At 70.6% G+C, this 26992-nt stretch carries 22 protein-coding genes; 16 read left to right on the top strand and 6 right to left on the bottom strand.

Annotation, left to right across the window (positions count from 1 at the left end; genetic code table 11):
* The first annotated feature begins 28 nt into the window (after positions 1–28).
* The 4 genes from ACYVF7_RS29340 to ACYVF7_RS29325 all read left to right on the top strand — a co-directional run bounded on the left by ACYVF7_RS29340 (position 29) and on the right by ACYVF7_RS29325 (position 4908).
* Entirely contained in the window at positions 29–1618 is a 1590-nt protein-coding gene (locus tag ACYVF7_RS29340) for a cellulose binding domain-containing protein (protein ID WP_460347115.1), read from the top strand.
* A 42-nt stretch (positions 1619–1660) separates the two neighbouring features.
* Positions 1661–2908: a GDSL-type esterase/lipase family protein gene (locus tag ACYVF7_RS29335; RefSeq protein WP_460358171.1), complete on the top strand. Its 1248-nt coding sequence runs from the start codon at positions 1661–1663 to the stop codon at positions 2906–2908.
* A 228-nt stretch (positions 2909–3136) separates the two neighbouring features.
* Entirely contained in the window at positions 3137–3952 is an 816-nt protein-coding gene (locus tag ACYVF7_RS29330) for a tannase/feruloyl esterase family alpha/beta hydrolase (RefSeq protein WP_460347113.1), read from the top strand.
* Positions 3895–4908, top strand: a complete 1014-nt coding sequence (locus tag ACYVF7_RS29325; protein WP_460347111.1) for a tannase/feruloyl esterase family alpha/beta hydrolase — start codon at positions 3895–3897, stop codon at positions 4906–4908. The genes ACYVF7_RS29330 and ACYVF7_RS29325 overlap by 58 nt, the downstream gene beginning before the upstream one ends.
* A gap of 194 nt (positions 4909–5102) precedes the next feature.
* On the opposite strand, the gene ACYVF7_RS29320 is transcribed toward ACYVF7_RS29325, so the two are convergent.
* The 3 genes from ACYVF7_RS29320 to ACYVF7_RS29310 all read right to left on the bottom strand — a co-directional run bounded on the left by ACYVF7_RS29320 (position 5103) and on the right by ACYVF7_RS29310 (position 11634).
* The gene (locus ACYVF7_RS29320) at positions 5103–7136 is read right to left on the bottom strand and encodes an intein-containing Rv2578c family radical SAM protein (protein WP_460347109.1); all 2034 of its coding nucleotides are present in this window, start codon (positions 7134–7136) and stop codon (positions 5103–5105) included.
* A gap of 76 nt (positions 7137–7212) precedes the next feature.
* Entirely contained in the window at positions 7213–9312 is a 2100-nt protein-coding gene (locus ACYVF7_RS29315) for an ATP-binding protein (protein ID WP_460347107.1), read from the bottom strand.
* Positions 9313–9318: 6 nt separating this feature from the next.
* Positions 9319–11634, bottom strand: a complete 2316-nt coding sequence (locus ACYVF7_RS29310; protein WP_460347105.1) for an ATP-binding protein — start codon at positions 11632–11634, stop codon at positions 9319–9321.
* A gap of 122 nt (positions 11635–11756) precedes the next feature.
* Between ACYVF7_RS29310 and ACYVF7_RS29305 the strand changes: the two genes are divergently transcribed.
* From ACYVF7_RS29305 to ACYVF7_RS29290, 4 genes are all read left to right on the top strand, one after another.
* Positions 11757–13079, top strand: a complete 1323-nt coding sequence (locus tag ACYVF7_RS29305; protein ID WP_460347103.1) for a purine-cytosine permease family protein — start codon at positions 11757–11759, stop codon at positions 13077–13079.
* A gap of 183 nt (positions 13080–13262) precedes the next feature.
* On the top strand, positions 13263–15410 hold the full coding sequence (locus ACYVF7_RS29300) for a SpoIIE family protein phosphatase (protein WP_460347101.1): 2148 nt from the start codon (positions 13263–13265) through the stop codon (positions 15408–15410).
* Between the two features lie 37 nt (positions 15411–15447).
* Positions 15448–15942 (top strand): sigma-70 family RNA polymerase sigma factor, encoded by a 495-nt coding sequence (locus ACYVF7_RS29295; RefSeq protein ID WP_460347099.1) that lies wholly within the window; start codon positions 15448–15450, stop codon positions 15940–15942.
* Positions 15939–16616 (top strand): hypothetical protein, encoded by a 678-nt coding sequence (locus ACYVF7_RS29290; protein WP_460347097.1) that lies wholly within the window; start codon positions 15939–15941, stop codon positions 16614–16616. The genes ACYVF7_RS29295 and ACYVF7_RS29290 overlap by 4 nt, the downstream gene beginning before the upstream one ends.
* A gap of 71 nt (positions 16617–16687) precedes the next feature.
* Here the strand turns inward: ACYVF7_RS29290 and ACYVF7_RS29285 are convergent, their stop codons facing one another.
* Positions 16688–17548: a hypothetical protein gene (locus ACYVF7_RS29285; RefSeq protein WP_460347095.1), complete on the bottom strand. Its 861-nt coding sequence runs from the start codon at positions 17546–17548 to the stop codon at positions 16688–16690.
* A gap of 122 nt (positions 17549–17670) precedes the next feature.
* Between ACYVF7_RS29285 and ACYVF7_RS29280 the strand changes: the two genes are divergently transcribed.
* Positions 17671–18270: a DUF4865 family protein gene (locus tag ACYVF7_RS29280; RefSeq protein ID WP_460347093.1), complete on the top strand. Its 600-nt coding sequence runs from the start codon at positions 17671–17673 to the stop codon at positions 18268–18270.
* Here the strand turns inward: ACYVF7_RS29280 and ACYVF7_RS29275 are convergent.
* On the bottom strand, positions 18267–19130 hold the full coding sequence (locus ACYVF7_RS29275) for a LysR family transcriptional regulator (RefSeq protein WP_460347091.1): 864 nt from the start codon (positions 19128–19130) through the stop codon (positions 18267–18269). The genes ACYVF7_RS29280 and ACYVF7_RS29275 overlap by 4 nt on opposite strands.
* A 108-nt stretch (positions 19131–19238) precedes the next feature.
* Here ACYVF7_RS29275 and ACYVF7_RS29270 point away from each other — a divergent pair, with 108 nt between their 5' ends.
* Positions 19239–20189, top strand: a complete 951-nt coding sequence (locus ACYVF7_RS29270) for a DMT family transporter (RefSeq protein ID WP_460347089.1) — start codon at positions 19239–19241, stop codon at positions 20187–20189.
* Here the strand turns inward: ACYVF7_RS29270 and ACYVF7_RS29265 are convergent.
* Positions 20134–21237, bottom strand: a complete 1104-nt coding sequence (locus ACYVF7_RS29265; protein ID WP_460347087.1) for a site-2 protease family protein — start codon at positions 21235–21237, stop codon at positions 20134–20136. The genes ACYVF7_RS29270 and ACYVF7_RS29265 overlap by 56 nt on opposite strands.
* A gap of 77 nt (positions 21238–21314) precedes the next feature.
* On the opposite strand from ACYVF7_RS29265, the gene ACYVF7_RS29260 reads away from it, so the two are divergent.
* The 6 genes from ACYVF7_RS29260 to ACYVF7_RS29235 all read left to right on the top strand — a co-directional run bounded on the left by ACYVF7_RS29260 (position 21315) and on the right by ACYVF7_RS29235 (position 26962).
* Entirely contained in the window at positions 21315–22880 is a 1566-nt protein-coding gene (locus ACYVF7_RS29260; protein WP_460347085.1) for a glycoside hydrolase family 10 protein, read from the top strand.
* A gap of 128 nt (positions 22881–23008) precedes the next feature.
* Positions 23009–23212 (top strand): DUF3040 domain-containing protein, encoded by a 204-nt coding sequence (locus ACYVF7_RS29255; RefSeq protein WP_460347083.1) that lies wholly within the window; start codon positions 23009–23011, stop codon positions 23210–23212.
* Positions 23213–23537: 325 nt separating this feature from the next.
* Entirely contained in the window at positions 23538–24113 is a 576-nt protein-coding gene (locus tag ACYVF7_RS29250) for an RNA polymerase sigma factor (protein ID WP_460347081.1), read from the top strand.
* Complete coding sequence (locus tag ACYVF7_RS29245; RefSeq protein ID WP_460347079.1) at positions 24100–24888, top strand: methylated-DNA--[protein]-cysteine S-methyltransferase; 789 nt, start codon at positions 24100–24102, stop codon at positions 24886–24888. The genes ACYVF7_RS29250 and ACYVF7_RS29245 overlap by 14 nt, the downstream gene beginning before the upstream one ends.
* 108 nt (positions 24889–24996) lie before the next feature.
* On the top strand, positions 24997–26115 hold the full coding sequence (locus ACYVF7_RS29240; protein ID WP_460347077.1) for an acyltransferase family protein: 1119 nt from the start codon (positions 24997–24999) through the stop codon (positions 26113–26115).
* Between the two features lie 52 nt (positions 26116–26167).
* Positions 26168–26962, top strand: coding sequence for an SDR family NAD(P)-dependent oxidoreductase (locus tag ACYVF7_RS29235; protein WP_460347075.1), 795 nt, complete (start codon positions 26168–26170; stop codon positions 26960–26962).
* The last annotated feature ends 30 nt before the right edge of the window (positions 26963–26992 follow it).

Below are 26992 nucleotides of genomic sequence, written 5' to 3'. Positions count from 1 at the left end.
CATGAACGTGGCCGTGTACGACGGGCGGATGAACGATTCTCCGATTCCGGGACTGCTGAAAGGGGCCGGTATCGGCGCGGTGCGCTATCCGGGCGGCTCCTACGCCGACATCTACCACTGGAAGACCAACACGGCCGACGGCGGATACGTCGCGCCGGGCACCGACTTCGACTCGTTCATGGGCACGGTCCGTTCGGCGGGCGCGCAGCCCATCATCATCGCCGACTACGGGTCCGGCACTCCGCAGGAGGCCGCGGACTGGGTGCGGTACGCCAACGTGACCAAAGGATACGGCGCCAAGTACTGGGAAATAGGCAACGAGGTATACGGCAACGGGGAGTACGGCTCCTCGTGGGAGCACGACAACCACTCCAGCAAGAGCGCGACCACCTATGCCACGAACCTGCTGGAGTACGCGTCGGCGATGAAGGCCGTGGACCCCAGCATCAAGATCGGCGCGGTACTGACAACGCCCGGGAGCTGGCCGGACGGCATCACCGGAGCCGGTGACAGCGCAGACTGGAATCACACCGTCATGTCGATCGCCGGCTCGAAGATCGACTTCGTGGTCGTGCACTGGTACCCGGGCGGCAACAGCCCCGCCGACCTGCTGACCAAGCCGCAGGCTCAGATCGGCACCATTACCGGCACGCTGCGGTCGCTGATCAACCAGTACGCGGGCGCCAATGCCCCCAATGTGGGCATCGCCGTTACCGAGACCAACTCCACCATCGACAAGGACACCCATCCTGCGGCGCTGTTCGCGCCGGACGACTACCTGACCTGGCTGGAGAACGGCGCGTTCAACATCGACTGGTGGAACCTCCACAACGGCTCCAACGGCACCAGCACCGTCGACGGCGCCACCGACTACAACGACGAAGGGGTGCTCTCCAGCGCCTCGGGCAGCGAGCCGCCCGCGGAGACACCGTTCGCGCCCTACTACGGCATCCAGATGATGACCAAGCTCGGCGCACCCGGCGACACCCTCGTGCACGCCGACAGCAGCCAGTCCCTCCTCACCGCGCACGCGGTCAAACGGACCAACGGGGACGTGGACCTGCTCTTCATCAACAAGGACCCGTCGAACGCGTACACGGCGAACATCTCCTACAGCGGGTTCACCCCCTCGTCGTCCGCACCCACCGTCTACACCTACGCCAAGAACGCCACATCCATCACCTCCACCACCGCCGGTACCGCCACCAGCCAGGTCATCCCCGCGTACTCGGTGGTCGTCGTCCAGCTGCACCCAGGCAGCGGCGGCGGAGGCGGCACGGGCGGCGGCACCGGCGGCAGCGCCTCCTGCCGGGTGGGCTACACGAAGAGCGAATGGTCAGGCGGCCTTACCGGGAACGTCACCATCACCAACACCGGCGACAGCGCCATCAACGGCTGGACGCTGACGTTCACCTTCCCCGGCGACACCAAGGTGACCAATGCCTGGAACTCCACGGTGACCCAGAGCGGGGCGACGGTGACCGCCAAGAACGTCTCCTACAACGGCACCATCGCCGCCGGGGCCGACGCCTCCTTTGGATTCCAGGGAACCTGGACGAGCGATGACGCCGTCCCGACCGGCTTCACCCTCAACGGCACCACCTGCACAACCGGCTGAAACCCAGTGTGGAGCCCCTCGCGGATGGAGAGCACCGTGACGATGCATCGACTGGCCGCCGCCTTCGCTGCGACATGCGCCCTGGCCCTGGCCGGCGGCACTGCGGCGAACGCCGATCCGCGTCCCCGCCCATCCTCACCGATCACCGTGACCGAGTCCGCGCTGGAGGGCGTGCACGGCACCTCGCCCGACGCGACCGTACGCAACGTCCTGACCGTCACCGCGCCCGGTGCGCGGCTGCGGGTGCGGCTGAGTAACCCGTTCGGGAGCGGCGCCGTCGCCGTCCGGTCGGTGTGGGTCGGGCTCCAGCCGTCTCCGAGCTCACCGGCGCTCACGCCGGGCTCGAACCACCGCGCCACGATCCACGGCTCGCCGAGCGTCGGCATCGCCCCGGGCGCCAGTGTCTGGACGGACCCGCTCCCCATCCGCGTCCGGCCCGGCGACCACGTCTCAGTGAGCGTGTACGCACCCGGCGCCCCCATCGACGACCACACCTTCCCACCGCCGCAGTCCGACACTCCCGGCTCGTTCCTGTCGACGGCCGCCGGCGACAGCGGATCGGACGCGACCGGGTCCGCCTTCGGCGCGTTCAATCCCGGAACGCTGTGGTGGGTCGACGCGGTGAGCGCCGCGTCCCCGGCGCGGGGCACCATCGTCACGCTCGGCGACTCCATCACCGACGGCTACCACGCGGACGGCGGCGGCCCGCGGTGGACGGACGTGCTCGCCGAGCGCATCAACGCCCTGCCGCCAGGACGCCGGCTCTCCATCGCGAACGCCGGCATCAGCGGCAACACCGTCAGCGTCCAGCCCAACCCCTACGACCCGACGAACCAGTGCTGCGGCCCGCCCGCTCCCGAACGCCTGAACCGTGACGTGCTGTCCCTGCCCGGCGTCCGCTACGTCCTGCTGCTCGAGGGCACCAACGACATCGGCGGCGGAGACTACGCACCGCCCGCCCCCGCCCAGCAGGTCATCTCCGCGATGCGCGGCATCGCGGCCCGGGTGCACGCGTCCGGGCACAAGATCGTCGGTGCCACCATCCTGCCGATGTGCAACGCCGCCGGCAGCGCCCGGGAAACGGCCCGGCTCGCGGTCAACCAGTGGATCCGGACCTCCGGAACGTTCGACGCCGTCCTCGACTTCGACGCCGTGCTGCGCGATCCGAACGACCCCACCGTGATCTACGAGCCCTGGCGCCACGACTGCTACCACCCCAACGCGACCGGCGACAGACGGCTCGGCGAATCGATCGACCTGTCCGCCTTCGACCTGTCCACCCGCCACTGAACGGCGCGGCCACCCCCCCGTCGCCCTGCTCTTCCGCGAAAGCGGCCGATCGCGCCGGTCAGAGGGCGTGGTGGTTTTCGCCGGGATCAGGCGCGATTTCCGGACGTCAGGTTCGGTTATTGACACGTGCTCGCGGCACATTTAGCTTCCGGGTGCTCGTGTCGTGAGGTCGCAGGCGTCGCCGAGATCTCGCGATCACGCGTACGCCGCGAAACGGGGAGGACACGCATGCGTGCTCGTGTACGGGGCCGGACGCCGGGACGCGCAGGCCGCACCGCCGGAGTCCGGGCGCTACCGGTCGTCCTCGCCGTCCTTGCCGTCCTCGTGATGGCCGGTGGTGGCCAGGCCGCGCCCCGTACGGCCGTGGCCGGGGTGCCCGCCGAGGTGCGCGGTTCGTCCTCCGGCCCTCCCGTGGTGCTGCCGAAAACCGGCTGCGCGGCCCTCGCCGGGCAGGACCTGTCGGGGACGCCCGGCGCTCCGGCGGTCATCGGGTCCGCGACCGCGACGACCTCGCCGGACGGCTGGGCGGCCTGCGAAGTCAAGGGAACCGCGGCGCCGCAGATCCAGTTCGACGTGCTCCTCCCCACCAAGACGTGGCGGCAGCGGTATCTGCAGACCGGGTGCGGGGCGTTCTGCGGGAGCGTCGACATCTACGCCGACGCGACGGACGGGTGCGTGCCGCTGACCCGCGGCGACTTCGTCATAGCCACCGACAACGAGGGGCACGTCGGCGTCTCCGGCTTCGACGGCACGTTCGGTGCCGATCCGCAGCTCCGGGTCGACTTCGGCTACCGGTCCGACCACGTCGTCGCGCTCGTCGCCAAGCGGCTCATCGCGCTCTACTACGGACAAGGCCCGCGCTACTCCTACTTCGACGGTTGCTCGCAGGGCGGCCACGAGGGGTTGACCGAGGCGCAGCGGTACCCGCGTGACTTCGACGGCATCGTCGCCGGCGCCCCGGCGTCGTTGCTCACGTCGCTCATCGTGTGGTCCGCGGGCTGGCACGCCACGGCCAACACCGACGCGCGGGCCGGCCCATCCTGACCGCCGCCAAGCTTCCCGCGCTGCACGCCGCCGTCATGCGCGAGTGCGACGCACGGGACGGCCTGGCCGACGGCCAGATCGACGACCCGCGTGCCTGCGCGTTCGATCCGCGGAGCCTGCGCTGCGCGACGGGAACCGACAGCGCGGGCTGCCTCACCGACGCGCAGATCGGTGCCGTACGCAAGCTGTACGACGGGCCACGCGACGAGCGGGGCCGCCGGATGTACCCGGGGGGTGAGCCCGTGGGCTCGGAGGCGAACTGGGCCCGCTGGGTCACCCCGACCGCCACCGGCGACCCGGCCGTGGCCGAGGGCAACGCGACGAACGCGCTGAAGTACCTCGCCTACCCGTCCGCCCGGCCGTCGGCGACACTGCACGACCTGCACTACGACTCGGCGACGTTCCGCGAGATCTACCAGCGGGCTGGCGTCTACGACGCGAGTGACCCCGACCTGACGGCCTTCCACGCCGCGGGCGGGAAGCTCCTCCTCTGGCACGGCTGGGCAGACCAGGCAATCTCGCCGTACGGAACGATCGCCTACTACCACGCCCTCACCGAGCGCATGGGCGGGACGGACGCCACGCAGCGGTTCGCCCGCCTGTTCATGCTGCCGGGCGTCGCCCACTGCGGTGACGGTCAGGGACCGGACGCGATCGACGCGCTCACCCCCACCCTCGCCTGGGTCGAGAACGGCGTCGCACCCGACCGGCTCGTCGCCACGAAGCGCCAGGACGACACCGTCGTACGGACCCGGCCGGTCTACCCCTATCCGACCGTCGCACGCTACGACGGGAGCGGCAGCATCGACGACGCGGCGAACTTCGCACCGACGCCGCCGCCCACGCGCTACGAGGACGACATCCCCTGGCTCGGGTCGTTCCGCTCCGGCTACGAGCAGACCTGCGGCTGGCACGACGGCCGCTGGTCCTGCACCCCGGCGCGACGGCCGAGCTGAGCTTGGGCGGCTTGGCGTCCTACTCCCGAACCGCGGCCAGGGCCACTTGGTCCGCGTCGCCGCCCCGCTCGCGCTCCACCCCGCCGCACCACAGCAAAGCGGCGCCCTCACGACCGAGGGCGCCGGACCGTGGGGGTGCCCGTAATGCGGCGCAGATACTCGGCGTGGCGTTCTGCCATCGTCAGTCGGGTCGTTCAGAGCAGGGTGAGCTGTTCGGGCTCGGGAGGCCGGATGGGGGAGAGGGCCGGGGCAGGCATGCGGCGTACGTTGCGGCGTCCGCCGATGCCGTACTTGTCGGCGAGGTCTTTGACGCGTTGGGCGATGCGGTGCTGGTAGTCCTTTGGCGTGTAGGCGCCGCGGCCGTACAGGCGAGCGTAGGGGGCGATGAGTTCGGGGTGGTGTTCGTGTAGCCAGGCCGTGAACCATTCGCGGGCGCCGGGGCGTAGGTGCAAGACGATGGCCGACACGGAGGTCGCGCCGGTCTCGGCGATTCGGCGTACGGAGGCTTCCAGTTGGCGTGGGCTGTCGGTGAGGTAGGGGATGATCGGGCCCATCAGGACGCCGCATTCGATGCCGTGTTCGTTGAGTGTGGCGCAGACCTCGAGGCGCTTGAGCGGGCTGGGCGTGCCCGGCTCGAGCAGTCGCCACAGGTCCTTGTCGACGAAGCCGACGGAAACCGCCGCGCCGACCTCGGTGCGGTCTGCGGCCTCTTCCAGCAGCGGCAGGTCGCGCAGGATCAGCGAGCCCTTGGTCAGGATCGAGAACGGGTTCGCGGCGTCCCGTAGCGCCTCGATGATGCCGGGCATCAGCTGGTAGCGGCCCTCTGCCCGCTGGTAGCAGTCGACGTTGGTGCCCATCGCGATGTGCTCACCCGCCCACTTCGGCGCGGCGAGCTCCCGGCGCACCAACTCAGGAGCGTTCACCTTCACGACGATCTGCGAGTCGAAATCCCGGCCCGAGTCGAAGTCCAGGTATTCATGCGTGCGGCGGGCGAAGCAGTTGTGTGAAACGACGCCATTGGCGATGAAGTCTCCGGTCCCGGTGGTGATGTCGTACATCGGCAGGTCCAAGCCCGTCGCCTCGATAGAAGTCACACCAAGCCGGGCGGCCGTCTTGATCGCGAGACCTTCGATGTTCTGCTTCCGCGTGATCGCCGGATCCACCGTATGGAAGAAGCGGAGCCGCTCGGCGATGCCGCCCAGGAGCCGGATCACAGTGATCGGCAGGCCCACGGCATTCTTCGGCTGCTCAACCCTGTATTCGAACCCTAGATGCTCGAGGCCTTCCCCGATGTGCCTGATGATCTCCGGGTCGGTATTCGATATTCGGAGAACACCGTTCGAGCAGCTTCCCTCTGCATCGAAAATTCCGGCAAGAAAACCTTTATGCCACTCCGTCGTTGCCTCCGTAGGCCATGTGATGATCCGCCTGATGGCCGCGTTACCCGCCTTGCTCTGGTTGCGGATGGCAGAAATCTGCCGACGTCCGAACTCGGCATTCTGGAACGTGAACTCGATCGTCGGAACATCGAGGCCGTCAAGGTAGAGACGTGAGCGGTCCAAGGCCTCCCGGTCCACCGGCGCCAGCCGAAAGCGGTGAACATCGCCACTGAGATAGGAGTATGAGCCGAGTTGACCGTCGCCTCGGATCATCCCGCACAGGTAACCGGCCCGGTAATCCGCGTTCTTCTTGGGCGGCTCGGCGAACGATCCCACACCCATCAACTTGTTGTCGCGCGTCAGGTGTGGACGTCGGCCGGCTCCGTGCTCGGTGCCTGTGACGTACTTCCAGCCGCGATCGCTCAGGAATCTGTGATCGCCGCTCGCGATCAACTCCGTCCCGTCCTCGAGGCGGATGCGGTATGCGGGCTTGAGGGTGCTCCAGTGTGCGAGGACCTCGGTGACGACATAGCGGCGGTAACTTCCGACCACCTCGGTGCCGTACACCTCGTCGCCGGGGCGGATGTCGCGGAGTGGCTTCGTGCGTCCGTCCGCCATGAGGATCGGGGTTTCGCCGGACAGGCAGTACACACATGCGTGGCTGCAGCCCCGGTAGGGGTTGATGGTCCACTGGAATGGCACGCGGGAGGCGCCGGGGACCTTGTTGATGATCGACTTGGCTCTGATCTCGTGGAAGGTGATCCCGCGGAACTCGGGCGTGTCGATCGTCACGGGGCTTCCGAACAGGCCCGGCTCCTCGCCGTCCAGCGACAACGCATCCCAACGCATGCCCCCACTTTAGAACATGCGTTCGATGATCGCGTATCGGCGGGGCGGCGCCCGGGCGGCCACGGTACGCCCGGTGTCACTCCGGCCCGGGCGTCGCCCCGCTCACGTCGGTTAGCGCGTAGGTGACGGCCTGGTCGATGGGAAGTCTGGTGCCCTCCTCGAAGGCCTTGCCGAAGGTCTCGTCTCCCAGGGCGGTCCGGGCGCGCCGTTCACAGAGCCGGTGGCCGGCGGCCAGATGCCGCTGGGTCAGGGGAGCGGCGGTGAAACGCCAGATCGCGTGGGCGCAGCCGAGCAGTCGGGCGGCGCGTTCCGGGTCGCATTCGGCGGCGTCCCAGGCGAGGACCTCCAGGCAGTGGGCGATGCCCCACCCGTCGATGTAGGGGGAGACCCGCAGCCTTTCCCGGACCAGTTCGATCGCCCGCTCGCGGTCGCCGGTCAGCCACTGCGCGATCCCGTACAGCCCCAGCGAACGTGCGCGGGTCAACGGAGCGCCGGCCGTTTCCGCGACCTCCAGGCATTGCTCGCCGAAGACACGGGAGCGGTCCGTGTCGCCGAGAAGCGCGGTGGCGTAGGTCAGGTAACGGAGGGTCATCCAGACGTCCGCGCGGTCGTCGAGGACACGCAGCCGGGCGAGCGCGTCCTCGAAGAAGGCGACGGCGCGGTGCAGGTCGTCGCAGAAGAACGCGTGGACGCCGCGGAGCATGACGGCGTGGGCTCGGGCCGGCTCGTCGTCCAGGTGTTCGGCGAGCGTGAGGCACTGGTCGATCCGCGACAGTCCCGCGTCCCATTCGGCCAGGAGAAGGGCGGTCCATCCGTCGATCCAGAGGGCCTTGGCGCGGGCGGGGCTCGGGTCCGGGTTCAGGGTCAGCGCCCGATCGAGCCAGTACCGTCCCTCGCGGTGGCGGACCGACATGGTCCAGTAGTGCCGCAGGGAGTCGGCGATCCGTAGCCCGGAGTCGGCCTGGCCGGGTTCGCTGAGGCAGAACTCCAGCGCGGCTCGCACGTTGGCGTAGTCGCGCTCCAGCAGGTCGAACCCCTCGACCTCTCCCGGGCTCAGGAACTGGCGTTCCGCTTGCCGGGCCATTTCGGCGAAGTGGTCTCGGTGACGCGTCCGCACCGCCGTGGCCTCGCCGGACCGAGTCAGGCGGTGGGCGCCGTACTCGCGGATCGCCTCCAGCATCCGGTAGCGGGAGACGTCCTCGGACACGGTACGGGTCAGCACGGACTTGTCCAGCAGCCCGTCCACGAGGGAGAGCACATCGATGTCGTCGATTCCGGCGTCGGAACAGACCTGCTCGGCGTCGTCGAGGTCGAAGCCGCCGCTGAAGACCGACGCCCGCGCCCACAATTGTTGCTCAGGAGCGGAACACAGGTCGAAACTCCAGTCGATCGCCGTGCGCAGGGTCTGCAGTCGTGGCATGCCCACCTGCGCGCCCGCGCCCAGGACTTCCAGAGAGTACTTGTCCAGGCGGGTCAGGATCGCCTCGACGGGCATCGCCCGTACCCGTACCGCGGCCAGCTCGATCGCCAGGGGGATGCCGTCCAGGCGCCGGCAGATCGCGGCCACCTTCGCCCGGTTGTCGTTGGTGACGGCGAAGCCGGGGAGCGCGATCGCCGCGCGTTCGGCGAACAACCGCACCGCGTCGTTGCGCGCCGGCGGCTGCTCTTCCTGCGGCACCGGCAGCGGCGCCAGCTCCACCAGCCATTCCCCGGTCACGCGCAGCGCCTGCCGGCTGGTCGCCAGGATCCGTACGCGGGGCGCGGCCCGCAGCAGATCGGCCGCCAGGCACGCGCAGAGGTCGATCACATGCTCGCAGTTGTCCAGGATCAGCAGCAGATCCTTGTCCGCCAGGAACCATGCCAGGGCCTCCGGCGCGGCGGACCCCGACTCGCCGGGCATCCCGACCGCGTCCCCGATCGCCCGGGCCAGGAAGCGCCCGTCCGCGAGTGCGGCGAGCTCCACCAGCCGCACGCCGTCGGCGAACCTGCGCGTCAGCTGCCCCGCCGCCCGCTGAGCGAGTCGTGTCTTGCCGACGCCCGGCCCGCCGATGACGGTCACCAGCCGGTTGCGCCGGAGCAGCCGCTTGATCTCGCCGATCTCATGCTTGCGGCCGACGAAGCTGGTCAGTTCCACGGGGAGGTTTCCCGCCGAGGACATCGAGTCCGAACCCGGCATGGCGGCTCACCTCCCCTCCGCCACGGTCCAGGCCGCGATCTGGACCCGGGAGGTGAAGTCGAGCTTGGTGAGGATGTGCTCGACATGACCCTCGACGGTGCGTGGAGCGATCATCAGCTTGGCGGCGATGTCCTTGTTGCTCATGCCCTGGGAGATGAGTTCGGCGATCTGGGTTTCGCGGTGCGTGAGGGGTGACAGGCGGCGAGCCTGTGGTTCCGGTGGGTGCGGCGCTTCTTCCAGCGCGTCTCCGAGCAGGTCGGCGTACGACATGGCCGCCCCTCGCGCGAAGGAGGAGCGGTACGCGGCGGGGCCGAGGGCGGAGCCTGTCCGCGTCTCGCACTCGTCGTGGAAGCCACGCAGGTAGAGGAACGGCTCGCCGCCGAACGAACGCCACAGTCCGTCCAGCGCGCCGAGGAGGGTGGCGGCCTTCTCGGCCTCTCCGTCCGTGGCGGCGACCCAGGCGAGGACCTCCAGGGCACGGGCCAGGGCCATGGGGTCATCGAACGGCAGGGCGAGCCGGATGCTGTGTCTTTCCGCCACGACGGCTCCGGCGGTGTCGCCGGATCGCCAGCGCAGGATGCCGAGCACCCAGAGCAGGTTGGAGCTGAGGGTGCGCACACCGTTGCGTTCGCACCATTCGAGTCCCTCCCGGCAGTGGTCGATCCCCGCCTCGATGTCCATGGTGAGCACGGCCAGGATCGCCATCCGGATCAGGGTGAGCACCACGGCGGGCTCGTCGTGCAGGGCGCGGTGGACCGAGAGCGCCTGCCGGTACAGGGGTCCGCACTCGGCGAGCCGGCCGTCGTTCATGTCGGCGTAGGCGGTGAGCTGGGTCACCCAGGCGCCGCCGCTCTCGTCGTGCAGCTTTTCGGCCAGCGCACCACCCTCCTTCAACAGCAGGCGCGCGGTGCTCAGCTCTCCCTGCAGGAGCGCGAGCCAGGCATCGGCCCACAGGGCCCTCACGCGCGTACGGGTCGGGCGGGCGTCGAACGCGAGCGACTGGTCCAGCCACCGACGACCCTCGCCGTGGAGGCCCGTCACCTGCCAGTAGTAGCTCAGGCCCGCGGCCATCCGCTGCGCGGTCTCGACCCGATCGGGGTCGGTCAGGCCGTACTCCAGCGCGATGCGGAGGTTGGCGTGATCCTGGCGAAGCCGGGAGAGCAGGATCAGCTGGTCGGCCCCGAACGATCCTTCCGCCACCTGCCCCGCCAGGCGCCGATACCAATCCCAGTGCCGTCTCTGCACCTCATCGGTGTCACCGGACTCGGCGAGGCGGCCGAGGCCGAACTCGCGCAGCGTCTCCAGCATCCGGTAGCGGCTTCGGCCCCGGCTCTCCTCCCGGGACAGCACGGACTTGTCGATCAGTCCGCTCAGCGCCTCGAGCACCGTGTCCGGCTCCAGGTCGCCGTCCGAGCAGACCGCCTCCGCGGCCTCCAGTTCGAACCCGTCCCTGAACATGGAGCACCGTGCCCAGACGCGCTGCTCCAGGGGAGTGCACAGCTGGAAACTCCAGTCGATGAGGGCGTGAAGGGTCCGCTGGCGGGGAGGGATGCCAGGCCATCCGGCCGCGCGCAGCCGGAAGCGGTCCAGCCTGCGCAGCAGTTCCTCCGGCGACATGGCACGGAGCCGGACCGCCGCGAGCTCGATGGAGAGGGGGATCCCCTCCAGCTGTCGGCAGATCTCGCTCAGCACCGCGCCGTTGTTCTCGTCGATGGTGAATCCCGCGCTCACCAGCGCCGCCCGGTCGACGAGAAGCCGCACGCTGTCGTACTTGGCGAGGGACTTCGGCGGGACCGGCGGACCGTTCTGATCCGGCAGCGACAACGGTGGCAGCGGGACGATCCGTTCCCCGGCGACCCCCAGCGCCTCGCGGCTGGTGGCGAGTATCCGCACACTCTGCGTCCGGCGTAGCACGGCGGTGACGAACGACGCGCAGGCGTCGAGCAGGTGCTCGCAGTTGTCCAGAACGAGGAGGAGGCGTTCGTCCTCCAGACGGGTCACGAGCGCGGGCAGATCCCACTCGCCGGCCTCGTCGCGCAGGCCGAGGGCGGCCGTGATCGTGTGGAGGAGCAGGTCGGGGTTCTGGAGCCGGTCCAGGGCGATCAGCAGGACCCCGTCAGGGAAGCGCCTGCTCAGGTCTCCCGCGGTCTGGAGGGCGAGGCGGGTCTTGCCGACCCCTCCCACTCCGGTCAGTGTCAGCAGACGGTTAGCCGCGAGCTGGCCCTTGACGTGCGCCAGTTCGTCCCGCCGACCGATGAAGGTCGTCAGATGCTGGGGAAGGTTGCTTCGATGGCCTCGGCCCCCCGAATCTGCCCGGCCCATGTCGCAATCATAGGCTTGCCGGATAGTGCCCAGTCCGTACGTGAACTGCGGAAACGTCGATAAGGCGGTGGGCGCCACGTGGCGGATCCGAAGTGATCAGCCCTGCGGTGGGAAGGACGGTGATGAAACCCGCGGCGCATCTGGAGGAGTCGGCGGCCGCCGAGGACTACTCCCTCCACCGGGTGCCGGACTCGGCCCGTTACTCCTGGTGGTCGGTGGCGACCCAGCGGTTCGGCCAGCTCTCCGCGCTCTCCCAATTCCTGCTCGGGGTGACCTTGGGGCTGGGGATGACCTTCTGGCGAGCCGTACTCGCGATCGCGCTGGGTTCGGTGCTGCTGGAGATCGTCTCGATCTTCGTCGGTATCGCGGGAACGCTGGAGGGACTGTCGACGTCCGTGCTCGCGCGCTGGGCGGGGTTCGGCGCCAAGGGCTCCGCGATCGTCGGCCTGACGATCGCGGTGAGCTTGATCGGCTGGTTCGGTGTGCAGAACGCGGTGTTCGCCGAAGGGCTGCATTCGCTGCTGGGCGGTCCGTCCGTGGCGGCCTGGTCGCTCATCGGGGGCCTGGGCGTCACCTCGATCGTGATGTTCGGCTTCAACGGCATGGCCTGGACGGCGTACGTCACGGTGCCCGCGTTCGTCGCCCTGGCCGTCTGGGCGGTCGGACACCAGTTGGCCAGGTTCTCGCTGCACGACCTCGTCTGGTCCCAGCCGGTCGGAAGGCCGCTCTCGCTCGCGGCCGGCGCCACGCTCGTCGCCGGCGGGTTCATCGTCGGAGCTGTGATGACGCCGGACATGACCCGCTACAACCGCACCGTGGGCGACGTCGTCAGGCAGACCCTGGTCGGGATCACCGTGGGCGAGTTCTTCATCGGACTCATCGGTGTGCTGCTGGCCCACGCACTGCACACCGTCGACGTCGTCGCGATCATCACGACGACGAGCGGCCTCTGGGGCACCGTCGTCCTGACCGCGTCCGTCTTGAAGATCAACGACTGGAACCTGTACTCCTCCACGCTCGGACTGGTCAACGTCATCGACGTCCTGGTCCGCCGGTGCGTCAGCCGCCGTCTGCTGACGGTCCTGATCGGCGCCTTGGGGTCGGCTCTGTCGGCGACCGGGCTCCTGCATCACTTCATCGGCTTCCTCACCCTCCTCGGCATCCTGATCCCGCCGGTGGCCGGCATCATGATCGCGGAGTACTACGTGGTCCGCACCTGGCGCGCGGAACTGGACGCGTCCCGGCAGCGGGGACGTCTCCCCGCCGACGCTCCCGAGTGGGTTCCGGCGAGCCTGATCTCCTGGGCCGGCGCTGGCGCCGCCGGCTACTTCGTCCACGTGGGGATCCCCGCCCTCAACGCGCTCGTGGTGGCCTTCGCCGGCCATATCGCCCTCAGCAAGATGGGCCTGACGCGCCCAGGGGCGGGACGCGGGACCGCCAGGTGAGCGCCGCCGCGGACACGGTGTCCGGCCCCTGGTAGGCCCGCCGGGCGGACGGGTCGTGTCATGCCGAAAAGGTTTATTGCTGTGGCATGGTGGTATTTGACGGCAATTCGTGGGGTCATATGCCCAGGTCAGAGTGGAGTTGAGGCGGTGACAGCGCCACAGAAGTCGGTGAAGAGGCCGGCGTTGGCCGATCGGCCAGGGCGCTGGCAGGACCTGACGTCCGTGTTCGGCCGGTCGACCGCGTTGTTCTGCATGCTCTCCGGCCCGGAGCACGTGCTCGAGGCGGCCAATCCGGCGTTCTTCGCGACGGTCGGGTCCGACCACGCCCGGACAGGTGTGCCGATCGCCGAGGTGATGCCGGAGCTCGCGGAGCAGGGCTTCATCGCGCTGATGGACGACGTCTACCGTACGGGCCGGGCCTACACCGCCACCGACGCGCGCGTCGTGCTGGCCGATGGCGACAGACCCCGTGAGGCGTTCTTCGACTTCGTCTACGAGCCCCGGCGAGGGGACACAGGGCAGATCGTGGGCATCACCGCGGTCGGGGTGGAGACCACCCAGGGCAAATACGCCCAGAGGCTGGCCGCCGAGCACCACGCGCTGCTGGAACAGATCGCCCGCGACGAGCCGCTCGAGCGGATACTCGAAGGGATGGCGCGCGTCATCGAGGGGCAGTCGCAGAACCTGATCGTCTCGGTACTGCTGGCCGATCCCGACGGGCGGCATCTGCGCCACGGCGCAGGCCCCAGCCTTCCGAACTTCTACAACGAGGCCATCGACGGCATCCGCGTCGGTGAAGGCGTCGGTTCGTGCGGCACCGCGGCCTACCGCCGGGAACCGGTGATCGTCACCGACATCCGCATCGATCCCCGCTGGCGGGACTTCCGGGAGGTGGCGGAGGCAGCCGGCCTGGCCGCGTGCTGGTCCACCCCCATCCTCGGGACCGACGGCGGGCTCCTGGGCACCTTCGCGATGTACCACCGGCGTCCCTGCGTCCCACAGGACGTCGACCTCGCACTGAGCGCGGCCTTCACCCGCACCGCGGCGCTGGCGATCGAGCGCCACCGCGTCCAGCAGGCGCGCGTCGCGGCCGAGGCCATGGAACGGGCCGCCCGCCAGGATCTCGCCTTCATCCTGGAGGCGAGCACCGAGCTGGCCCGGGATCTGGACGTGGATGAGACCCTGCAGCACCTGTCCCGGCTGGCGGTGCCCGCACTCGCACCGATGTGCGTGGTCGACGTGATGTGCGCCGGGCGGATCCGCAGGGCCGCGACCGCCGCGCGGACGAAGGCCGAGGAAGACCTTCTTTCCGCCTGGAGCCCCGTGGAGGAAGAGGTGGTGGCCCGCCTGCCGGCCGGCGCGACCACCGAGGTGACCCTGCGTCCTCCCGCCGACCCCGGCCCCTGGCGACGACTCGGCGTGACCGGCCACGTGCGCGTGCCGCTCGCCGACCGCGGCCGCATCTGGGGCGCCCTCACCCTGCTGGCCACCGCCGAACGGCCCCTTGACGGCCGGAGCGTGGCACTGGCCCAGGAACTGGCCCGCCGGGCGGCCGCGAGCGCCACGAACGCGTACCAGTACACCCAGCGGGTCGGGCTGGCCCGTGACCTGCAGGCGGGCCTTCTCCTGCCGGATCTGCCCGAGCCGCCCGGCGCGACCGTCGCTTCCTTCTACGAGCCCGCCGGCGAGGGGCTGGAGATCGGCGGTGACTTCTACGACCTGTTCCGCGTGGGCGACGACCGCTGGGCGTTCATGATCGGCGATGTCTGCGGCCGTGGTGCGGTGGCCGCCACCATCACCGGGCTGGTCCGCTACACCGTTCGCGCCGTCGCCCGCCTGCGGTGCGATCCGGTCGCCGTCGCGGACGCGGTCAACGCCGCGCTGTTGGACCGCGTCGCGCAGCACGACGTGAGCTTCGTCACCTTGGTCTACGGAGAGCTGGACACTTCAGACGGGCGGCTGTGCGGGGAGCTCATCCGAGCCGGTCATCTGTCTCCGCTGCACCAGCACGCCGACGGCACCGTCGACACCCTCGACATCCCCGGCATGCTCCTGGGCATCGGCCCAGACCTCGACATCGAACCCTACGAGATCAGCCTCGGGCCCGGTGAGAGCCTGATCATGGTCACGGACGGGATCACCGAGGCCCGCTCCGCCGACGGCGCCTTTTTCGGTGAGGAGGGCCTGGTCGCGACCCTCACCGCCCGCGGGTCCGGCGCGCTCACCGCGCGGGGCGTCCTGGACGCCATCACCGGCGGCCTCCGCGAATTCACCGCGGGCTGCGATGACAGCGACGACGACCGCGCCGCACTGGTCATCACCGCGATCTGAAGGTAAGCGGATCGGGCGCTCGAAGCGTGTAGCAGGTGTGAAGCAGCTGGAGTTCCAGGAGTTCTATCGAACCAGCCGGGACGTCTGCCTGCGGGCGGTTCTGGCCGGCGTGGGCGATCGGCAGCTGGCCGAGGACCTGGTCGCCGAGGCGTTCACGCGGGCCTGGGGGTCGTGGAACCGCGTCAGCCGGCATCCCGCGCCGACCGCCTGGGTCGTGCGTACCGCGCTCAACACCCGGGTCTCGTGGTGGCGTCGCCGGCGGCGGGAGGTCGCGCTGGAGCGCGACCACGAGGTCGCCGACGTCTCGGCCGGTGAGGCGGGCCTGGATCCCGCGCTGCTCGCCGTGCTGCGCCGGCTGCCGCAACGGCAGCGGGAGGTGATCGCGTTCCGGGTCTTCCTCGACCTCGACACCCGGGCCACCGCCGAGATCCTCGGCATCGCCCCGGGAACGGTCACCGCCCACCTGTCGCGGGCCGTCACGACGCTTCGCGGCCATCTCATCACCGTCGACGACCGGGAGGTCGGATCATGAGCAGTCAGGACAGGGACACCTCAGCGGTGCTGGACGCACTGAAGGGTTCGTTCGAGCAGGTCAGCATGCACACCCCGGTCGAGCGGATCGTGGCGGCGGGGCGCGTACGGCGCCGTCGGCGCGGCCTCGTCGGTGCCGCGGTGGGCACCACGGTGGTGGCCGGTCTGGCGGTCGGAGTGCCGGCGCTCAGCCACCCGTCGACCGCGCCGCCCCAGGCGAGGCTCACCACCGGCGCCGGCTCGGTGCACATCCGTACCGCCGCGTTCACCCTGGACAGCGACGGCCACGGCACCGTCCGCGTGACCTGGGACAAGGCACGGTACTTCCAGGACCACCAAGGCCTCGAACGGGCCCTGCGCCAGGCGGGCTTCCCGGTGATCGTCAAGGAGGGCGTCTTCTGCAAGGGGCCGCAGGACGACGGACGCCTCGATCCCAGCGGTGGCGGGCCCGGCGTCCGCCGCGTCATGACGGGGGAGCGGCGGAACGACGGCAGGGTCACCCTCGTCTTCGACCGCGCGGCGATGCCCGCCGGGAAACAGCTCTTCATCGGCTATCTCACCCCGTCGCAGCTGGCCGTCACGCACGGACGGCCGGGCTCCGTCGAGCGCCTGGTCCCGGTGGGGGTTCCACTGACGTGCACGACCCAGGCACCGCCGCCGGGACCGCGCGGGTAGGGATCCGGCGGGTACTGAGCACGCCGAGCATCACGGCTGAACGGAGCGGGTGAGGGGGGCGACGGCGTCCCTCACCCGCGCTCAGGCGAAGTCGTCCGTATGGGGCGTTCGACGGCGACGGAGGCGAACCGGTCGTCGGCCGGGTCCTCCCGGTAGAGGAGCAGCCCGGCGTCGGGAACGCGGACGAAGCCGGCGCGGCGGACGGTTTCCAGACCGAGCTCGCCGAGCAACCACAGGACGTCGCCCGCGGTCTCGCCGAGCAGGTCGATGCCGTCGAGATCGGCCCGCAGGGTGGGGGAGCCGCCCCACCCGGGCGGGCGCATGGCGTATATCTGGCCGATCCGCTCCACGCCGTCGCCGTCGCGAAGGGTGCAGATCGACAACTGGCCGCGGCCGATCCGTACGCTCCGGTGGTCCGCCCAGCCACAGATGAACGACGCGTGCGGGCGGCCGCCCAGGCGGTCGGCGACTCGCGTCAGCACGGACCAGGCACGCGTCGCGGGCGTTCCGAAGGGCAGGTCCGTGCCGTCGACGTCCGCGCCCCGGCCGGGCAGGAGGCGTACGGCGAACGGCGGGACGCGTCCGGGGAAACGGCCCGGATCCGGTGGGGCCAGCGTGACCGTGCCCTCCCACGGTCCGCTCCCGCCCCCCTGCCATTCGATGGACGCCTCCATCTGGAACAGGTCGAAGCAGCGGTCGGTGACGAGCAGGTCGAGGTACTCGCGAAGGTGCGCGGCGACCTGTGCGTCCGCCGCGTCCCACCATTCCGGGTCGTGGCCGCGGCGGGTGGCGGGCGGCCATCGGCTCGCCGCCATGGCTCCGAGATCCACATGCTCTTCGGCGCCGGACGGATCGAAGATCGTGTACTGCCAGCCGTCCGGTCCACCTCGCAGGACGACGCGGACCGGGAGGCGATCGGACCGGGCTGCCATCCGCCAAAGGGTACGCGCCGCCCCGAGCCGGTGCCCGCGCCGGATGCCTCGCTGAGCGGCCGAATGGCGAACCCGTTCTGTACCTACTAGTCTGTACGGACAGACGACCTGAAGGACGGCTCATGTACGCGATGCAGTACGCGTTCCCCCTGCCCGCCGGCTACGACATGCCCGGTCTCCGCGACCGGATCGGACTCGCCATGCACAGCCTCGACGACCGGGCCGGACTGGGTCTCAAGGCCTATCTCTTCCGGGAGCGGGCCGGCGGATCGCCGGTCGACGAGTACGCCTGTTTCTACCTGTGGAACGACACCAGCTCGATGGCCGACTTCCTGGTCACCGGCAGCGGCCGGTTCCAGAACATCATCCGTTTCTTCGGCCGCCCCGCCGTCGACCACTGGACCGGCATCGCCACCGTCGCCGGTCCGGCCCGTGGCACGGCGCCGAAGGCCGCCTCACGCCGCCTCACCGCGGTCCCGCCGGCCGCCGCCGCGGATGAGACCGGCCTCGACCTCGCCGCCCGCATCGAGCACGAGGTCGCCGAGCTCCGCGCCCTCGCGAGGCGCGACACGGTGCACACCGCCGCCCTCGCCCTCGATCCGCGAGACTGGCGACTGGTCAGGTTCGTCCTGTGGCAGGACGCCGTGCCCGCCGACGAGGACGCCACCGAGCGGTACGACGTGCTGCACATGTCCGCGCCCGGTCTGGCGGATCTTCCCTAGGGGGCGACGACGGCGGTCGCGTTCACGAGGGCGGCGGCGGCCGGGTGCCAGGGCCGGTCGGCCGGACCCGTGAGGACCAGCCGCCGGGCGATCGGCGGATCCACCGGCACCATCACGAGGCGGGGGACGAGCATCGCGGCCGTCAGGCCGGGCACGACCGTGACGCCGATCCCGGCGCTGACCATGGCCAGCAGGGTGCCCACGTCACGGATCCGGTGCGCCGGCCGGAACGGTACGCCCGCCCGGCGGTACAGCTCGCGGATGTGACTTTCGCATCCGCCGCAGGACAGCAGGAAGGGGTCGTCCTCCAGGTCGGCGACGCCGATGGTCTTCTCTCCGGCGAGCGGGTGGTCGTCGCGCAGCAGGGCGTGGAAGGCGTCGTCGGCGAGGGTGACGCCGGGGCCGGGCGGCGGGTCGACGAGGACGGCCAGGTCGACGGTGTCGCCGGCGAGCCAGTCGGCGACCTCGTCGTCCTCCCCTTCGAACAGCGCCACCTCGACCCGGGGCAGGTCGGCCTTCCACCGGGCCATCAGGCCGGGCAGCAGGCCCTGGCAGACGGTCGTGGGGGCCGCGAGCCGTACGGTCCCGGTGGGCAGGCCGTCCTGCTGGGCGGCGAGGTCGGCGATCGCGGTGGTGGCCGCGAGGGCGGCGCGGGCGTGGCCGAGGATCCGCTCTCCGAACGCGGTGGGGAGCGGGCGGCCATGGCGTGTCAGGACGGCGCTGCCGAGGGCGCGTTCCAGCGACGCGACGGAGTGCGAGACCGCCGACTGGCTCACCCCGAGCCGATCGGCGGCGGCCCCGAAACCGCCGTGGTCGAGCACGGCGACGAACGCCCGCAGCTGGCTGATGTTGAGGGTCATGAGTTCTTCTCATGGGTCTGGTGCGGTCACTTGTTGGACTCATCTTGCCTGGTGCACCGAGGATTCCGGTGACCGGTGTCCGGGATTCGAACGGTGAGGTGGGAGACCATGACGGAGCGGCCTGGGGAGACCGCGCGATGGGTGCCCGGCTTCGTGGTGCTGTCGGTCATCTGGGGGGCGAGCTTCGCGCTGATCAAGGTGGCGATCGAGGCCGGGGTCCCGCCGATGTGGGTGGCGTTCTGGCGGTGTCTGTTCGGCCTGGCGGCGCTGGGTGTGGTCTGCGTCGTCCGGCGGGAGGCACCGCCGCGCGACCGGTGGCTGTGGGCGCACGCGCTGGTGGTGGCCGCGCTGTTGAACGCCGTCCCGTTCGCGCTGTTCTCGTACGCGGAGACCCGGGTGAGCTCGGTGGTGGCCGGAGTGTTCAACGCCACGACGCCGCTGACCACGCTGCTCTTCGCCGTCGTCCTGATCCCCGGTGAGCGGCCGACGCTCCGGCGGTCGCTGGGGCTGCTGGCCGGGTTCGGCGGCGTGCTCCTGGTCCTGGGGGCGTGGCGCGGGCTCGGCGGCGCGTTGGTCGGCAGCCTCGCCTGCCTCGGCGCGACCGTGTGCTACGGCGCCGGCTTCACCTACACCCGGCGCTTCTTCTCGGGCCGTACGGAGTCCGCCGCGGTGCTGTCGGCGGTGCAGATCCTGTGCGCGACCGCGGAGCTGGCCGTGGTCACGCCGCTGTGGGCCGGCCCGCCTCGCTGGCCCGGGGCGGGCGCGGCCACGGCCCTGGTGGTGCTCGGAGCGGTCGGCACCGGGCTGGCGTACATCCTCAACCTGGGCGTGATCCGGGCGGCCGGGCCGACGGTCGCGGCGACGGTCACCTACTTGACGCCGCTGTGGTCCACGCTCCTGGGCGCGGTGCTGCTGTCCGAACCGCTGGGCTGGAACACCCTCGCCGGCGGCCTGGTGATCCTGACCGGGGTGATCGTGGCCCGGTCGAGGCGGGGTCGGGATGTCAGCGCGCCGGGAAGCCCGGAACCTCGCGCGCCAGGTGTTCGAGTTCGCGGGTGAGGTCGTGGGGCGTCACGATGCCGACGAGCCGGTCGCCGTCGAAGACGAGGAGGCGTTCGCGGGCGAGCCGGGGCAGCAGTTCGGTGAGCGGCGTCTCGGCCGTCGTGCGCCCGGCGTCCTCGACGAGCGCGCCGACGGGCGTGTCGGGCGGCTCCTGGCGGATCCGTTCGGCGGTGACGACGCCGCGGACGACGCCCTCGTCGACCACCGGGTAGGCGGCGTGCCGGTGCCGGGGCAGCATCTCGCGCAGGAACTCGGCGACCGGCATCGCGCTCGGCACGGTGAACGGATCGGGGGTCATGATCCGGCGGATCGGGATGCCGTCGAGCCGCGCGCGGACCCGGGCCTGCGCCGCCTCCAGCCCCGCCGCCGTGATCAGGAACCAGCCGACGAGCGTGAGCCAGAGGCCGTCCGCGGTCCACATGGAGAGGTAGAAGCCGGTCAGCATGGTCACCCAGCCGAAGGCGCGTCCGACCTGGGTCGTCTGCAGCGTCGCCTTCACCCGGTCCCCGGACCTCCGCCACAGCAGGGCGTGGACGAGCCGGCCGCCGTCCAGCGGCGCGGCGGGGATCACGTTGAACGCCGCGAGCAGCGCGTTGATCAGCGCGAGCCAGGTGACGCACCCGCTCACCAGGCCGTCGGCCCCGGTGATCAGCAGGCCGGCGGAGACGATGCCGAACGCCACCGCGAGCAGCAGGCTGACGAGCGGACCCGAGCCGGCGATGCGCAGCTCGGCCGCCGGAGTGGGGGGCTCACCCTCGTACCGCGCGACGCCGCCCAGCAGCCACAGCGTGATCCCCGTGACGGTCAGGCCGTTGCGCTGCGCGACGATCGCGTGCGCCAGCTCGTGGGCGAGCAGCGACACGAGGAACGCCGTGGCGGTGAGCAGCCCGCCGAGGACGTACATCATGGGATGCAGGCCCTTGTAGGTGTGGGGCAGCTGCTCGCCGGCCAGGCCGTACGTGATGAGCGCGAAGACCACCAGGACGGTCCAGTTGACGCCGACGCGCACGCCGCCGATCCGGCCGAGCCGGAGGGTGTCGTTCATAGCCGCCGCCTTGTTGTCGTCCCTGAAGAATGGATACCCGCCAAAGCACACCGAAGTCTCAGGCAGAATGCCCTCTCGTGGGTTCTTCCATCGCCAAGAGGAGCATCGTGGCACTCGCGGCCCTAGCCGTCACGGCCGGTTGCGGTGGAAACGACGACCCGTCCCGGCACTTGCGGTCGCGGGCGGCCGAATGCGGCCAGGTGTCGATGGCGCGAACGGACGCGGAGCGGCAGACCCGGGCGATGTGGATCGTCACGGTCGGCAACGGCGACTGGCCCACCCGGCCGGGACTGCCGGCGTCGACGCAGCAGGCGCAGTACCGCGCTCTGCTCGACATGGCCGTGCGGCAGAACCTCAACACCGTCTACGTGCAGATCCGGCCGACCGCCGACGCCTTCTACCCGTCCCCGTACGAGCCGTGGTCCCGGTATCTCACCGGCAAGCAGGGCCGTGACCCGGGCTACGACCCGCTGAAGTTCCTGGTCGACGAGGCGCACAAGCGAGGGCTGGAGTTCCACGCCTGGTTCAACCCCTACCGCGTCAGCACCGGGCCGAGCCGTAAGGCGCTGGCGACCACCAACCCGGCACGGCAGCACCCGGACTGGGTGTACCGCTACGGCGACGCCCTGTGGTACGACCCGGGGCTGCCCGAGGTACGGGACCTGGTGAGCAAGGTCGTGCTGGACGTGGTGCGCAAGTACGACATCGACGGCGTCCACTTCGACGACTACTTCTATCCGTATCCGCTGCCGGGGGAGGAGTTCCCCGACAAGGCGACCTTCAAGAAGTACGGCGCCGGTTTCAAGAGCGTCGCCGACTGGCGCCGGCACAACGTCGACGTGCTCGTGCAGGGCCTGTCGGCCGGGATCCACCAGGCGAAGCCGTGGGTGAGGTTCGGCATCAGCCCGTTCGGGGTGTGGCGGAACAAGTCGGAGGACTCGAACGGCTCGGCGACCCACGCGCTGCAGAGCTACGACGACATCTACGCCGACACCCGTAAGTGGGTCAAGAGCGGCTGGATCGACTACGTCGTTCCGCAGCTGTACTGGCCCATCGGGTACCCGCCCGCGGACTACCGGACGCTCGTCGCCTGGTGGGCCCGGCAGGTGGCGGGCACGCGCGTGCAGCTGATCATCGGACAGGCCGGCTACCAGGTCGGGCACGGCGGCCCGTGGAACGCCACGGCGGAGATGTCCCGGCATCTGGCGCTCGACGCGAATCACCCCCAGGTCACCGGTGAGGCGATCTTCAGCGCGACCGATCTGCGGCAGGATCGGCGGGGGTTCGCCTCCCGGCTGGTCCGCGATCACTTCGCTCGCCCGGCGATCGCGCCGGCGAGCCCGCGCACCGCCGGCGAGCCGCCGTCGGGGCCCACGGGTCTGGAGGCCAAGGACCGCCGGCTGAGCTGGACGGGCTCCGGGGCCATGGCGTACGCCGTCTACCGCTCGCCGGCCAAGGGCCCGTCCTGTGCGTCGCCGGACCCGCGCGAGCTCCTCACGGTCGTACCTGGGCAGACGACCCAGATCACCGACCACACCGCGAAATCCGGTCACGTCTACACGTACTACGTGACGGCCCTGGACGGACGCCACCGGGAGAGCCTCCCGACCCGGGGCGCCCACATGACCATGGAGGGCGGCTGACCTGGGATTCCGCCGCGACGCTGCCACATGTGGCCGTAAAAGGCGATGCTCGCTAGCCTTTTGAGGTTTCCCAGGCTTAACAAACAGGGGATGATTCCTGGAAATCTGTGACCCCCTGGAGGTGCGGCGTGGCGCTCTCAATGGAGGAGGAGCGAATCCTCACCGAGATCGCATCTCAACTCGGCCAGGAAGACCCTCGCCTGGCCGACCGGTTGTCCAACTTCGGCCGCCTGCGCAGGCGGCGGCGCATCCGGGCCGCCGTGGCGGTCGTGGTCGCCGTGCTCGTGATCGGCTCGTTGCTGGCTGCGGCCTTGGTCACCGTGCCGGTCTGACAGAACAACGCCGCCCCCGCGAAGGTCTCTTCGCGGGGGCGGCGCACGCCTGGGCCGGTGTGGTGGTCGCCTCTCGGCGAAAAGCACAACGCGGCTCCTGCTCCGACCGTAGGCCGGACGGTATTCCGCGAAGGCGGTAGGTGCGGCCCGGGGACACATGCCACACCGGCCCCACCAGCCTAACCGATCCCAGCGGTTCCTCGGCATGGCCGGAGCGGGCGGTCTCGGCGTGGCGCGTCCCGGCAGGGTGCTGATCTACAATGTAAAGGCGGCAGGATGGGAGTCATGTCCGCAACCCGATGACCCCGGCCGGTGTTCTACGAACGTGACCGAAACCGATATCCGCCTTCCGATCGTCACCGCACTCGCGGACGACCTCGACACCGGATTCGTCGAGCTGTTCGACGGCTACCGCAATGTCGTGTTCTCCGCCGCGCTGCGGCTCTGCGGTCGGTGGGCCGACGCGGAGGACCTCACGGCGGAGGCGTTCCTGCGCGCCTACCGCGCCCTGGCCGGCTATGAGCCGCAGCGCATCGCGACGCTGCAACCGCGTCCCTGGCTCATGACCATCCTGGCGAATCTCTGGCGCAACACCGTGCGCTCGGCCGCCCGGCACCCGCCACCGGCACCGCTCGACGACGCGCCTGAGACGGTCGATCCGGGGGAGCCGACCGAGCGGGTCGCCGAGCGGTCCGAGACGGGCCGGGAGCTCGCCGCGCTGCTCGGCGAGCTCCCCGAGGAACAACGGCTCGCGGTCGTGCTGCGGCACGTCGCGGACCTGCCGATCGCCGAGATCGCGTCGGTGCTCGGCGCCCCTGAAGGAACGGTCAAGTCCCACATCTCGCGGGGTCTGAAGCGACTCCGCCTGCTCTACCCGGGGAGGTACGATGAGCGCTCTTGAGCCCATCGATCCGCAGGGTCTCGACCGAAGCGACCCGCTGGTCGCCGGTCTGTCCGCACTGGCCGCCGACGCGCCGGCGGGGCTGCTCGACCGGGTCGCGGCGCGTTGGGTGCGCGTCGACGCCGCGGTCGGCGGCGTGTACGTCGCGATGACCGACCAGGGCGTCGCCTATCTGCGCACCGGGCAGGACGAGGAGGATTTCGTCGCCTCGTTCCGCGGCCGGTTCGCCCGTCCGCTGCTGCCGGGCGGCACCCCGCCGCCGGCCCTGCGACGGGCGCTGGAGACCGGACGTCCCACCGGTGTCCGCCTCGATCTGCGCGGGCTGCGGCCTTTCGAGGAGGCCGTGCTGCGCGCCGCCGCGGACATTCCCCGAGGGGAGATGCGGCCGTACGCCTGGATCGCCGCGCGGATCGGCCGGCCCAAGGCCGTCCGGGCCGTCGGCACGGCGCTCGGTCACAACCCGGTGCCGCTGCTGATCCCGTGCCATCGGGTGATCCGTTCCGACGGGCAGATCGGCCAGTACGTCTTCGGCACCCCCGCCAAGGAGCGGCTGCTGCGCATGGAGGACGTCAACCTCGACGAGATCGGCACGCTGGCGGGGAAGAACATCCACTTCGTCGGCAGCGACACGACCCGGATCGTGTGCTTCCCCAGCTGCCGCGACGCGCGGCGGATCACCCCGCCGCACTGGCACGGTTTCCGTACCCTGGCACAGGCCGAGAGCGCCGGCTACCGGCCCTGCCGCCACTGCCGTCCGGGAGCCGCCGTGTCCTGAGCACCCGCCGTGCCGGTCGCGGGCAGTTCAGGCGGTCTTGAGGCTTCGTTCAGAAAGACCAGGTTGACTGATCCGGTCAGCCGTTGTCCCCGACCAGGGTTACTCGTTTTGAGCCTCCGCACCGACGCCGCCCGTACCCGAACCGAGCCTGTCCGCAGCGACCCTGCCGGCCACCCGTCCGCCCGCCACGATCCTGCCCGCGCCGACCGCGACCCGTACTTCGACAACGCGAAGTTCCTCGCCGTCGTGCTCGTCGTCATCGGCCACGCCTGGGAGCCCCTCCGCGGGGCGAACGTCGGCGGGCGGCTGCTGGAGGCGGCGCAGACGTTCATCTACGCCTTCCACCTTCCCGCCTTCATCGTCATGTGCGGGTACTTCTCGCGCGGCTTCCCGGCCGCCCGCGGACGCACCCGCAAGCTCGTCGCCGCGATCGTGGTGCCCTACGTGCTGTTCAGCGTCGCGTACCCGCTGTGGGCCGGGCTGCTGTCCGGCGACCACGTCGGCTGGGACCCCCTGGAGCCGTACTACCTGACGTGGTTCCTGCCCGCCCTGCTGCTGTGGCGGCTGTCCACGCCGCTGTGGCAGCAGATCCGGTACCCCGTCGCGGTGGCGGTGGTGGTCTCGATGCTCGCCGGGTTCGTCACCCTGCCGAGCATGCTCAACGCGGCGCAGGTCCTGTCCTTCCTGCCGTTCTTCGTGCTCGGGCTGACCCTGCGGTCGCACCATTTCGCGTTCCTGCACCGCCGGGCCGTCCGTCTCGCCGGCGTGGCCGTGCTCCTCCTCGGCGGCCTCACGGCCTACCTGCTCGCGCTCAACGTCGACCCCGAGTGGGTGCACTGGCGGCGCAGCTTCGGCCAGCTCGGCGTCGGCGCGTCGGCGGGCCTGGGATTCCGGGTCGTCGCGATGGCCGCGGCGCTGATCCTGACCGTCGCGTTCCTGGCGGTCGTGCCCCCGCGGCGCACGTGGTTCACCCGGCTGGGCTCGGCCACGATGTACGCCTACCTGCTGCACGGCTTCGTCACGCTGTACCTGTCCTACCAGGACTGGTACTACGGCATCTCCGGGGCGCAGGTCGCGCTGGTGACCGCCGGCTGCGCGCTGCTGGCGGTCGTGCTGTCCGGCGGCACGGTGCGCCGGGGCTTCCGGTGGGCGGTGGAGCCGCGCATGGACTGGCTGTTCCGCACGGCCGCCGCCCGGCGGCCGGCAGCGGACGGCCGGCCGGACTGAAGCCGGCTGTACCGGCCGGGTTGGGGGCGGGCGGCCGGGAAAGGATGAAGCGATGAACATCGATCTGTCGGGCCGCCGTGCCCTGGTCTCCGGATCCAACCAGGGCATCGGCCTGGCCATCGCCACCGAGCTCGCCCGCGCCGGTGCCGCCGTCGTCGTGAACGGGCGTGGGAAGGACAGGACCGAGCAGGCGGCCGCCACCATCACCGATCAGCTACCGGACGCGCAGGTGACCGCGGTGGCCGCCGACCTGTCGACCGCCGAGGGCGCGGCCGAGCTGCACGAGCGGGTGCCCGAGGTGGACATCCTCGTCAACAACCTCGGCATCTTCGGCGCCAAACCGGTGCTGGAGGTCGACGACGACGAGTGGCGGCGCTACTTCGACGTCAACGTCCTGTCGGCGGTCCGCCTGACGCGCACGTACCTTCCCGGCATGATGGACCGCGGCTGGGGGCGGGTGATGAACATCGCGAGCGACTCGGCGGTGGTCATCCCGGTGGAGATGGTGCACTACGGCATGACCAAGACCGCGCTGCTGGCGGTCTCCCGGGGTTTCGCCAAGGCCGCCGCCGGCAGCGGCGTCACGGTCAACTCGGTCATCGTCGGTCCCACGCACACGCCGGGTGTCGAGACGTTCGTCGGTGAACTCGTCGGCGAGGACCTGCCTTGGGAGGAGGCCCAGCGCAGGTTCATGCGCGAGCACCGACCCGACTCCCTCATCCAGCGGCTGATCGAGCCGGCCGAGATCGGCGCCATCGTCGTCTACCTCGGCTCGGAGTACGCCTCGGCCACGACCGGCGGAGCCGTCCGCGCCGACGGCGGCTACGTCGACTCGATCTTGCCCTGAACACGACCGGCCCGGCGCCGCTGGGAAGCG

Source organism: Actinoallomurus acanthiterrae, assembly GCF_054775715.1.
This window is presented reverse-complemented; position numbering and strand designations above follow the sequence as displayed.

What these genes read in the sequence shown, in the direction of transcription:
- ACYVF7_RS29340 (WP_460347115.1), top strand. Translation starts at nt 29, where the DNA reads ATGAACGATTCTCCGATTCCGGGACTGCTGAAAGGGGCCGGTATCGGC.
- ACYVF7_RS29335 (WP_460358171.1), top strand. Translation starts at nt 1,661, where the DNA reads ATGCATCGACTGGCCGCCGCCTTCGCTGCGACATGCGCCCTGGCCCTG.
- ACYVF7_RS29330 (WP_460347113.1), top strand. Translation starts at nt 3,137, where the DNA reads ATGCGTGCTCGTGTACGGGGCCGGACGCCGGGACGCGCAGGCCGCACC.
- ACYVF7_RS29320 (WP_460347109.1), bottom strand. Translation starts at nt 7,136, where the DNA reads ATGCGTTGGGATGCGTTGTCGCTGGACGGCGAGGAGCCGGGCCTGTTC.
- ACYVF7_RS29315 (WP_460347107.1), bottom strand. Translation starts at nt 9,312, where the DNA reads ATGCCGGGTTCGGACTCGATGTCCTCGGCGGGAAACCTCCCCGTGGAA.
- ACYVF7_RS29310 (WP_460347105.1), bottom strand. Translation starts at nt 11,634, where the DNA reads ATGGGCCGGGCAGATTCGGGGGGCCGAGGCCATCGAAGCAACCTTCCC.
- ACYVF7_RS29305 (WP_460347103.1), top strand. Translation starts at nt 11,757, where the DNA reads ATGAAACCCGCGGCGCATCTGGAGGAGTCGGCGGCCGCCGAGGACTAC.
- ACYVF7_RS29290 (WP_460347097.1), top strand. Translation starts at nt 15,939, where the DNA reads ATGAGCAGTCAGGACAGGGACACCTCAGCGGTGCTGGACGCACTGAAG.
- ACYVF7_RS29285 (WP_460347095.1), bottom strand. Translation starts at nt 17,548, where the DNA reads ATGGCAGCCCGGTCCGATCGCCTCCCGGTCCGCGTCGTCCTGCGAGGT.
- ACYVF7_RS29280 (WP_460347093.1), top strand. Translation starts at nt 17,671, where the DNA reads ATGTACGCGATGCAGTACGCGTTCCCCCTGCCCGCCGGCTACGACATG.
- ACYVF7_RS29275 (WP_460347091.1), bottom strand. Translation starts at nt 19,130, where the DNA reads ATGACCCTCAACATCAGCCAGCTGCGGGCGTTCGTCGCCGTGCTCGAC.
- ACYVF7_RS29270 (WP_460347089.1), top strand. Translation starts at nt 19,239, where the DNA reads ATGACGGAGCGGCCTGGGGAGACCGCGCGATGGGTGCCCGGCTTCGTG.
- ACYVF7_RS29265 (WP_460347087.1), bottom strand. Translation starts at nt 21,237, where the DNA reads ATGAACGACACCCTCCGGCTCGGCCGGATCGGCGGCGTGCGCGTCGGC.
- ACYVF7_RS29245 (WP_460347079.1), top strand. Translation starts at nt 24,100, where the DNA reads ATGAGCGCTCTTGAGCCCATCGATCCGCAGGGTCTCGACCGAAGCGAC.
- ACYVF7_RS29235 (WP_460347075.1), top strand. Translation starts at nt 26,168, where the DNA reads ATGAACATCGATCTGTCGGGCCGCCGTGCCCTGGTCTCCGGATCCAAC.